This window comes from Sphingomonas sp., assembly GCF_035490575.1.
Taxonomy (GTDB): domain Bacteria; phylum Pseudomonadota; class Alphaproteobacteria; order Sphingomonadales; family Sphingomonadaceae; genus Sphingomonas.
Genome location: NZ_DATJLI010000028.1, coordinates 19,321 through 28,724 on the forward strand (window position 1 = coordinate 19,321; position 9,404 = coordinate 28,724).

The following is a 9,404-nucleotide window of genomic DNA, read 5'->3' on the forward strand; positions in this document are numbered from 1 at the left end:
CCCCTTTTGGCCGGATCAGCCCCGCGCGGCGTTGGCGGCGGACAGCACGGCGCGAACGCTGGCGGTCGCCACGTCCTCATCGATGCCCACGCCCCAAAAGGTCCGGCCCGCGCCGTCGCGACATTCGACATAAGCGGCCGCGCGCGCGTCCGATCCCGTGCCGATCGCGTGTTCGGAATAGTCGGCAACCTCCAGAACGATGCCAAGCCCGTCGCGAAGCGCCGCAATGACACCGGAGATCAGGCCGTTGCCGCGCCCACTGACCGAAACGCGCTTGCCACCCGCCACGATCTGTCCGGCAAACACGCGGTCGCCATTGGGCGCCCGCGTCTCCTCATAACCGTCGAGCGCGAAATGCTGGCCGCCGTTCAGGCGATAGGCTTGTTCGAATGCCTGCCAGATATCGCCGGCATTCAGTTCGCGACTGGTCGTATCCGCCAGTGTCTGAACATGGCGGCTGAAATCAGCCTGCAGCCGCTTGGGAAGTTTCAGGCCCTTGTCCTGTTCGAGCACCCAGGCGACGCCGCCCTTGCCCGACTGTGAATTGACGCGGATGACAGCTTCATAGCTGCGCCCGAGATCGGCGGGATCGATCGGCAGATAGGGCACTTCCCAGAAATCGTCGTTGCGGGCGGCCTGTGCGGCAAAACCCTTTTTGATCGCGTCCTGATGACTGCCCGAAAACGCCGTGAACACAAGGTCGCCGGCGTAGGGGTGGCGCGGATGCACGGGCAGGGCATTGCAATATTCAACGGTGCGGATGACCCGGTCGATATCCGAGAAATCAAGGCCGGGGTCGATACCCTGCGTGTAGAGGTTCAGCCCCAGCGTCACCAGATCGACATTGCCGGTCCGCTCACCATTGCCGAACAGGCACCCCTCAACCCGGTCGGCGCCCGCCATCAGCCCCAGTTCGGACGCAGCCACGCCGGTTCCGCGATCATTATGGGTATGCAGGCTGACGATCACGGCATCGCGGTTGGGGATGTTGCGACAGAAATATTCGACCTGATCCGCATAGACGTTGGGCGTCGCCGCCTCGACCGTGGCGGGCAGGTTGAAGATGATCGGGTCGGCCGCCGTGGGGCGCAGCACGTCCATGACCGCGGCACAGACTTCGAGGCTGAAATCGAGTTCGGCGGTTGAGAACGTCTCCGGGCTGTATTCAAAGCGCCAGCGGGTGCCGGGCCGCCGCGCGGCTTCGTCGCGCAGGATTTTCGCGCCGGTGATTGCGATCTCGCGCACTTCGTCGCGGCTCATGCCGAACACGATCCGGCGCCACGCGGGACTGACCGCGTTATACAGGTGGACGATCGCGCTGCGTGCGCCTTCAAGGCTTTCGAAACTGCGCTCGATAAGGTCGCGGCGCGATTGGGTCAGCACCTGAACGGTCACGTCGTCAGGCACGCGGCCGGAGCGGACGAGGCCGGAAATGAAATCGAACTCTGTCGCCCCGGCGGATGGAAAGCCGACCTCGATCTCCTTGACGCCGACATCGACCAGCAGGTCGAAGAAGCGCTGCTTTTTTTCGGCATCCATCGGGTCGATCAGTGCCTGATTGCCGTCACGCATGTCGGTCGACAGCCATACTGGCGCCTGAGTGATGGTGCGTGCGGGCCATTGCCGGTCGGGCAGGTCGATCGTGGGGAAGGAGCGATATTTGGTCGAGGGGTCGCGCAGCATTTGCCGGGCCTTTCGTCGCAAGCGAAGGGCATGACGATGCCCGCCGCGAGTTTAGCCAAATGAGATCGAAATCACCCTTAGGGGCACGCGCAATCGCCGACAGCCCCTAAGGGCGGATTAGTCGCAGGCGAAGGGCGGCGTTGGCGAACATGCAGGATCAAATGCCATGGCACCGGCGCAAGGTCCAGCCTGTCCAGCCGCGCCGGGCTGCAATTTTTGGTAAGATTTTGAGATTAGGTCATTCCTGAACGAGAATCAGGAACATGTTCGACAATGCTTCAACTCATTTACGTCAGTTCGGCCACGCAGGTCATGGATCAGCGTGAGGTTGACGGCATTCTGCGCGTATCGCGGCGAAACAACGCCCGCGATCACCTGACCGGAATGCTCTATGCCGACGAACGCCGCTTTCTTCAGGTGCTGGAGGGGGAGGACGCGGCCGTCGCGACGACGATCGAACGGATCAAGGCCGATAAGCGGCACCGGGCGCTGGTCGTGCTGTCCAAGCGCGTCGTTGCCGAACGCGAGTTCGGTGCATGGGAAATGGCGCAAGCAGCACCGGGACATGATGCGGACGCGCTGATGGCGCGTATAACGTTGCTCACGGCGGCAGCGGCGCCTGGCGTTCGTGCGACGTTCGAAGGCTTTGTGGCGACGCGCCGCGCGGCTTGATCCCGCGGCGCGCGCTGGCGGTCAGGCCTTTTCGAAGGCCACGGTCACGTCGATGCTGACTTCGTCCGACACCATCGGCAGCGCGGTGGTGATCGCGAAGTCCGAACGCTTGATCGTCGCTTCGCCGTGAAAGCCGACGGTTTCCTTCTTGTTCATCGGATTGGCGCCCGCGCCCACGAACTCTGCGGCCAGCGTCACCGGCTTGGTCACGCCGTTGAGCGTCAGATTGCCGTGGATCTCGGCCTCATTGCCGTCGACGACGATATGGTTCGACACGAAACGGGCGTCAGCTGGGCTTGGACCGAAAAAGTCGGGCTTGCCGCCGTCCTTGCCCGCGCGCAGTAGGTGTTCGGTCAGACCGGTGCTGGCAGTCACGACCTTTGAAACCGGGATGGTCATGTCGACCTTGGCACCCGCCGGGTTCTTGGGGTCGAGCGTCAGCGTGCCCGCGACATCACCGAACAGGCCGAAATAATCGTTGAAACCGAAGTGGTTGACTTCCCACTCGATCAGCGAGTGCGAAGGATCGGCGCGATAGGTGCCGCCAGTGATGCGCGACGCATCCTGCTGACCCGGCAGCTGCGGCGCGGCGGACTGTGCGGCCAGCGGCATGGCCGTGACGATCGCGAGAATGGCGAGGGTCTTGTGCATCGAACTTCCCCTGTGGTTGAGCGACGATTGGTCGCCCTCGCCAGCTGGGAAGTCAAATACTCACTGGCGAACGCTGTGTTTCCGAAACGGCGCTCCCCCAATCGGAAGCGCCGTTTCGTCCGCAGTCAGTTCTTGTCCTTGTCGACCAACTTGTTCGCGCCGATCCACGGCATCATCGCGCGCAGTTCTGAACCAGTCTTTTCGATCGGGTGGACTGCGGCGGCCTTTCGGCTGGCCTTAAGCTCCGGCTGGCCGGCGCGGTTGTCGAGCACGAAATCCCGGACGAAACGGCCCGACTGGATGTCGGCGAGCACGCGTTTCATCTCGGCCTTGGTCTCGTCGGTGATGATGCGCGGGCCGGTCTTGATGTCACCATATTCGGCGGTGTTCGAGATTGAATAGCGCATGTTCGCGATGCCGCCTTCATACAGCAGGTCGACGATCAGCTTGGTTTCGTGCAGGCACTCGAAATACGCCATTTCCGGCGCATATCCGGCCTCGACCAAAGTCTCGAAACCGGCCTGGATCAGGTGGGTGATGCCGCCGCACAGCACGGCCTGCTCGCCGAACAGGTCGGTTTCGCACTCCTCCTTGAAGTCGGTCTGGATGATGCCCGACCGGCCGCCGCCGACGCCGCTGGCATAGGCAAGCGCCACGTCATGCGCGTTGCCGCTGGCATCCTGATGGATCGCGATCAGGCAGGGCACGCCGCCGCCACGCACATATTCGCTGCGGACTGTGTGGCCCGGCCCCTTGGGCGCGATCATGATGACGTCGATGTCCGCGGGCGGCTCGATCAGGCCGAAATGCACGTTCAGGCCGTGCGCGAACGCCAGCGCGCTGCCGGGTTTCAGATTGCCCTTGATATCCGCATCATAGATTGCGGCCTGATGCTCGTCGGGCGCCAGGATCATGAGGATATCGGCCCATTGCGCGGCATCCTTGTTCGCCATGACCCTGAAGCCGGCGGCTTCGGCCTTGGCAGCGGAAGCGGAGCCGGGGCGCAGTGCGATCGCGATATCGGTGACGCCCGAATCGCGCAGATTCTGGGCATGGGCATGACCCTGCGAACCATAGCCCAGAATGGCTATTTTCTTGCCGGTGACGAGGTTCAGGTCGGCGTCACGATCGTAATAGACACGCATTCTCGGTGATCCCTTTGCTTGATTTCAGTAATCGGTGGTGAAGTCAGGCGGCGTCCTTGCCGCGGGCGATGGCGACGATGCCGGTGCGCGCGACCTCGATCAGGCCGACCTCGCGCATCAGCTCGACAAACTTGTCGATCTTTTCGCTGCCGCCGGTGACTTCAAAGATGAAGCTGGTGGTCGTCGCATCGACCACGCGCGCGCGATAGACATCGGCAAGCCGCAGCGCCTCGATCCGGTGGTCGCCGGTGCCGGCGACTTTCACCAGCGCCAGTTCGCGCTCGACATGCGGTCCCGCAGCGGTCAGGTCCACCACCTTGTGCACGGGCACCAGCCGGTCGAGCTGGGCGATGATCTGTTCCAGCACGCCTGCGCTTGCCGAGGTTACGATGGTGATGCGGCTGACCGCCTCATCCTCCGACACGTCGGTTACGGTCAGGCTTTCGATATTGTAACCACGACCTGAAAACAGTCCGGCGATGCGCGCCAGGATGCCGGGTTCGTTATCGACCAGAACCGCCAGCGTATGGCGTTCGGGTTGTTCCTCGCGGATGTGCATCGTCATTCCCCTTGAACCGCTCCGGCGCGGGAGAGGGGGACCGGCCAGCAGTGGAGAGCGTGGCGCAAGCGCGCCGACCGCTGCCGCCCCCTCCACCCCCGGACATGCGCCCGGCGGTCCCTCTCCCCGCGCCGGGGAGGTGTTGTCATGTCAAACCAGTGCCTTGGCTTCGTCGTCCATCGTGCCCGACACTTCATTGGCCTGAAGGATCATGTCGGTATGCGCCGCGCCCGACGGGATCATCGGGAAACAGTTGGCGAGCTTTGCCACCATGCAGTCGACGATCACCGGGCCGTCATGCGCCAGCATCTCGGCAATCCCGCTCTCCAGCTGGTCGCGCCCTTCGATGCGGATGCCCTTCCAGCCATAGGCCTCACCCAGTTTCACGAAATCGGGCAGGCTGTCCGAATAGCTTTCGGCATAGCGGCTTTCATAAGTCAGTTCCTGCCACTGGCGCACCATGCCCATATATTCGTTGTTCAGGATGAAGATCTTGACCGGCAGACGATATTGGGCGGCGGTCGCCAGTTCCTGGATGTTCATCTGGATCGATGCTTCGCCGGCGATGTCGATCACCAGCGCGCCGGGATTGCCGATCTGCGCGCCGATCGCGGCGGGCAGGCCATAGCCCATCGTGCCCAGTCCGCCGCTGGTCAGCCACTTGTTCGGCGCCTCGAACCCGAAATGCTGTGCGGCCCACATCTGGTGCTGGCCCACTTCGGTCGTGATGATCGGCGCGCGGGCTTGGGTCGCGTCGTGCAGCGCCCGGATCGCGCGCTGCGGCATGATCGCGTCGCCAACCTCCGGAAAGTCGAGGCAGCGCATCTGGCGCCACCCATCAATCCGCCGCCACCATTCGGCCAGATCGGGCTTGCCGTGCTGACGTGCTTTCCAGACATGCACCATGTCTTCCAGCGCAAGGCCGGCATCGCCGATGATCGACAGGTCGACGCGGACGATCTTGTTCACGCTCGACCGGTCGATATCGATATGAATCTTGCGTGCGTGCGGGGCAAAGGCGTCGAGCCGGCCCGTCACGCGGTCGTCGAACCGCGCGCCGATCGCGACGATCAGGTCCGCCTGATTCATGGCGTGATTGGCTTCATAGGTGCCGTGCATTCCCAGCATCCCCAGCCATTGCGGCGAGCTGGCGGGCAGGGCGCCCAGACCCATCAGTGTCGACGTGACCGGGGCGCCGGTGATGCGCGCCAGTTCGCGCAGCATCGCGCTGGCGCCTGGCCCGGCATTGATGATGCCGCCGCCGGTGTACAGAACGGGCCGCTCGGCCGCCGCCAGCATGTCCACCGCCGTTTCGATCGCCGACCGATCGGCCTTGACCTGCGGGCGATAGGTTTTGTGCTGAATGGGACCGGGCTTGCGATAGCTGGCGGTGGCGACCTGAACATCCTTGGGAATGTCGATCACCACCGGGCCGGGGCGGCCCGATGTGGCGATGTGAAACGCCTCGTGCACGATATCGCCGAGCCGCGCGGGGTCCTTCACCAGATAATTATGCTTGGTGCAGTGGCGCGTGATGCCGACGGTGTCGCATTCCTGGAATGCGTCCGATCCGATCAGGGCAGTCGGCACCTGTCCGGTGATGACAACCATCGGGATCGAATCCATCAGTGCATCGGTGATGCCCGTGACCGCGTTGGTCGCGCCCGGTCCCGATGTCACCAGCACCACGCCAGGTTTTCCGGTCGAGCGGGCATAGCCTTCTGCAGCGTGGGTCGCGGCCTGTTCATGGCGGACCAGGATGTGGCGGATGGCGCGATCGCCGCGCGCCTGCCCGTTCTTGAACAGCGCGTCATAGATCGGCAGCACCGCGCCGCCCGGATAGCCGAACACGACTTCCACGCCGAGGTCGGTCAGCGCCTCGACAAGGATATCGGCTCCACTCTTCTCGGTCACGTCACGTCTCCAGAGTTGCTGCACCGCGATACCGTCGCGGACGGGGCGCTGCTACCCGCATGAAAAATACGCGTCAAGGCAATATTGAGAAATATTGTAACAAGTCGTCGTTCTCGATGTCCGTGGCTTTGGGCCAGTCGGCTGGTGGCTGGTTGCGAAACCATGTGAACTGGCGCTTGGCATATTGCCGGGTGGCGAGACACGCCCGCTCGAGCGCCGTCGCCCGGTCGATCAGGCCGCCCAGCCAGTCGGCAATTTCCGGGACCCCGATTGCCCGGCGCACCGGTGCGGATGCGGCAATATCGGTGCGGTCGAGCAGCGCACGCACCTCCTCGACGCCGCCGGTATCGAACATCGTCGCCAGTCGCCGGTCGCACCGTTCGAACAGCCATCCGCGGTCGGGCAGCAGGACCAGCGGCGCCAGCGTGATCTCGCCCGCCAGCCCACCGACCTGTTCCGCCTGCCAGGCGGCAAGCGGGCGTCCGGTCGAGCGGACGACCTCCAGCGCGCGTGCTATGCGCGTGGTGTCCGCCGGATTGAGACGAGCGGCGGCGGCGGGATCGGCTCGCGACAAGGCGGCATGGGCCACCGACACAGGCAGCGCACGCACTTCGTCGCGAACCGCGGCGTCGATGGGGGGCACCGGCGCAATGCCGTCGATCAGCGTTCTCAGATACAGGCCCGTGCCGCCGACCAGGATCGGCAACCGACCCTCGGCATGGGCAGCGGCCACCGCATCGCGCGCATCGGCTGCCCAACGTGCCGCCGAACATGCTTCTGCCCCATCGATATAGCCGAACAGGCGGTGGGGTGCGCGCGCCTCTTCCTCTGTGGATGGGCGGGCCGACAGAATGCGAAGGTCGCGATAGACCTGCGCCGAATCGGCATTGATGACGACGCCGCCGGTTCGTTCGGCCAGCGCCAGCGCCAGTGCGGACTTGCCGCTGGCGGTCGGGCCTGCGATTAGCGCGACCATTGGTTTCCGGGGGGACGCGGACTTGCTCATTGCCACGCTGATAGCATCGGATCGGATCGATGCGGGACTGGTTTCCGAAGCGCGTGACCGGATTGCCGCAACCGGCGCCACCGCCGAACAGCCTGCGTGGCTGGACGAGGCCGTCGCGGTCGACCTGTTTGTAACCGGCAACGACGTGGGCGATGTGCGCGGCGCGCTGGAGGGCGCCTTTGCCGGCGTCGATGTGCTGGTTCAGGCCGCAGCTGATCGCGAAAAGCGCTTGCTGATCGCCGACATGGATTCGACCATGATCCCGGTCGAATGCATTGACGAACTGGCCGATTATGCCGGCATCAAGCCGCAGATCGCCGAAGTCACCGAACGCGCGATGCGTGGCGAGCTGGATTTCGCAGCCGCGCTGGATGCGCGAGTCGCCTTGCTGAAGGGACTGGCGGAAAGCGCGATCGAGCGCTGCCTTGCCGAGCGGGTGACGTTGATGCCCGGCGCGCGGACGCTGATCCAGACGATGCGCGCTCGCGGTGCCCATAGCGTGCTGGTATCGGGGGGCTTCACCCGCTTTGCCGAGCCGGTCGCCGCGCAGATCGGGTTCGACCGCGCCATCGCCAACCGCCTGGTGATTGAGGATGGCGAATTGACGGGGGCGGTCGGCAAGCCGATCGTCGATTCGGCCACCAAGGAAGCGACGTTGCGCGCGGTGGCGGCCGAACGGGGCATCGCCCTGTCGCAGACTCTGGCGGTGGGCGACGGCGCCAACGACTTGCCGATGATCCGGGCGGCGGGGCTGGGCGTCGCCTATCACGCCAAGCCCGTCGTTGCGGCGGCAGCGGCTGCGCGGGTCGAGCATGGCGACCTGACGGCGCTGCTTTATGCCCAGGGCATCCGCCGCCGCGACTGGCGTGCCGACTAACCCAGCACCCGGCCGGCAACCGCGTCGAGCTTTTCCAGCAGAGCCGGATCGCGCGCGGCGGGGGTGGTAATAAGCGCGGTGTCCAGACAGGTGTCGATGGGCGAGGGCGGTCGCTCGGCGGGCAATGATTGCAGCAGGTTGACGACCATCGCCCGCGCGCGCGCCGCATTGGCGCTCAACTGACGGATGACGGCTGCGACATCGACCGCTTCCTCGCCCTCGCGCCAGCAATCATAATCAGTGACCATGCCGACCAGCGCATAGGGCAGTTCCGCCTCCCGCGCGAGCTTGGCCTCAGGCATGGCGGTCATGCCGATCACGTCGCAGCCCCATTGGCGATAGAGGTTGCTTTCGACCCGGCTGGAGAATTGCGGCCCCTCCATCGCCAAATAGGTGCCGCCACGATGCACGCTGGCCCCGGCGGCTTCGGCCGCATCGGCGGCCATGGCCGACAGGCGCGGGCAGACCGGATCGGCCATCGAGACATGCGCGACCATTCCGGTGCCAAAAAAGCTGGATGCGCGACCCACCGTCCGGTCGACAAACTGGTCGACGATGGTGAAGGTGCCGGGCGCGCGTTTCTCGGCCAGGCTGCCGATCGAGGAGACGGCCAGTATGTCAGTGACGCCAAGACGCTTGAGCGCGTCGATATTGGCGCGGGTGTTCAGGTCGGACGGCGCGATGCGATGCCCGCGGCCGTGACGTGGGAGAAAGGCGACGCGGGCATGGCCGATGCGACCGGTATAGATCGCGTCGGATGGCGCGCCCCAGGGTGTTTCGATTTCGACCCAGCGGCCATCCTCGATCCCCTCCACATCATACAGGCCCGACCCGCCGATGATCCCGATCGTCCAGTCGCCCATGTCCCGACCCTTTCCAGTCATTGCCGCGAAAGCA

At 64.7% G+C, this 9,404-nt stretch carries 9 protein-coding genes; 2 read left to right on the plus strand and 7 right to left on the minus strand.

Features of this window, described 5'->3' with window-relative positions; genetic code table 11:
* Positions 1–15: 15 nt before the first annotated feature.
* Entirely contained in the window at positions 16–1,683 is a 1,668-nt protein-coding gene (leuA, locus tag VL973_RS01920) for a 2-isopropylmalate synthase (RefSeq protein ID WP_325282349.1), read from the minus strand.
* Positions 1,684–1,956: 273 nt separating this feature from the next.
* Here leuA and VL973_RS01925 point away from each other — a divergent pair, with 273 nt between their 5' ends.
* Positions 1,957–2,355: a BLUF domain-containing protein gene (locus VL973_RS01925; protein WP_325282350.1), complete on the plus strand. Its 399-nt coding sequence runs from the start codon at positions 1,957–1,959 to the stop codon at positions 2,353–2,355.
* 21 nt (positions 2,356–2,376) lie between these two features.
* On the opposite strand, the gene VL973_RS01930 is transcribed toward VL973_RS01925, so the two are convergent.
* From VL973_RS01930 to miaA, 5 genes are all read right to left on the minus strand, one after another.
* Positions 2,377–3,006: a YceI family protein gene (locus VL973_RS01930; RefSeq protein ID WP_325282351.1), complete on the minus strand. Its 630-nt coding sequence runs from the start codon at positions 3,004–3,006 to the stop codon at positions 2,377–2,379.
* Positions 3,007–3,131: 125 nt separating this feature from the next.
* Positions 3,132–4,151 carry a ketol-acid reductoisomerase gene (gene ilvC, locus VL973_RS01935; protein ID WP_325282352.1) on the minus strand — a complete coding sequence of 340 codons (1,020 nt, stop codon included), beginning with the start codon at positions 4,149–4,151 and terminating at the stop codon, positions 3,132–3,134.
* A 43-nt stretch (positions 4,152–4,194) separates the two neighbouring features.
* Positions 4,195–4,710, minus strand: coding sequence for an acetolactate synthase small subunit (gene ilvN / locus VL973_RS01940; RefSeq protein WP_325282353.1), 516 nt, complete (start codon positions 4,708–4,710; stop codon positions 4,195–4,197).
* Positions 4,711–4,860: 150 nt separating this feature from the next.
* Positions 4,861–6,624: a biosynthetic-type acetolactate synthase large subunit gene (ilvB, locus tag VL973_RS01945; RefSeq protein ID WP_325282354.1), complete on the minus strand. Its 1,764-nt coding sequence runs from the start codon at positions 6,622–6,624 to the stop codon at positions 4,861–4,863.
* A gap of 73 nt (positions 6,625–6,697) precedes the next feature.
* Complete coding sequence (miaA, locus tag VL973_RS01950) at positions 6,698–7,630, minus strand: tRNA (adenosine(37)-N6)-dimethylallyltransferase MiaA (protein WP_325282355.1); 933 nt, start codon at positions 7,628–7,630, stop codon at positions 6,698–6,700.
* Between miaA and serB the strand changes: the two genes are divergently transcribed.
* The gene (gene serB / locus VL973_RS01955) at positions 7,623–8,507 is read left to right on the plus strand and encodes a phosphoserine phosphatase SerB (protein ID WP_325282356.1); all 885 of its coding nucleotides are present in this window, start codon (positions 7,623–7,625) and stop codon (positions 8,505–8,507) included. The two genes, miaA and serB, sit on opposite strands and share 8 nt — an antisense overlap.
* On the opposite strand, the gene VL973_RS01960 is transcribed toward serB, so the two are convergent.
* On the minus strand, positions 8,504–9,370 hold the full coding sequence (locus tag VL973_RS01960; protein ID WP_325282357.1) for an S-methyl-5'-thioadenosine phosphorylase: 867 nt from the start codon (positions 9,368–9,370) through the stop codon (positions 8,504–8,506). The genes serB and VL973_RS01960 overlap by 4 nt on opposite strands.
* Positions 9,371–9,404: the final 34 nt, after the last annotated feature.

Coding starts and splice junctions, on each gene's coding strand:
- leuA (WP_325282349.1), bottom strand. CDS start 1,683: ATGCTGCGCGACCCCTCGACCAAATATCGCTCCTTCCCCACGATCGAC.
- VL973_RS01925 (WP_325282350.1), top strand. CDS start 1,957: ATGCTTCAACTCATTTACGTCAGTTCGGCCACGCAGGTCATGGATCAG.
- VL973_RS01930 (WP_325282351.1), bottom strand. CDS start 3,006: ATGCACAAGACCCTCGCCATTCTCGCGATCGTCACGGCCATGCCGCTG.
- ilvC (WP_325282352.1), bottom strand. CDS start 4,151: ATGCGTGTCTATTACGATCGTGACGCCGACCTGAACCTCGTCACCGGC.
- ilvN (WP_325282353.1), bottom strand. CDS start 4,710: ATGCACATCCGCGAGGAACAACCCGAACGCCATACGCTGGCGGTTCTG.
- miaA (WP_325282355.1), bottom strand. CDS start 7,630: ATGAGCAAGTCCGCGTCCCCCCGGAAACCAATGGTCGCGCTAATCGCA.
- VL973_RS01960 (WP_325282357.1), bottom strand. CDS start 9,370: ATGGGCGACTGGACGATCGGGATCATCGGCGGGTCGGGCCTGTATGAT.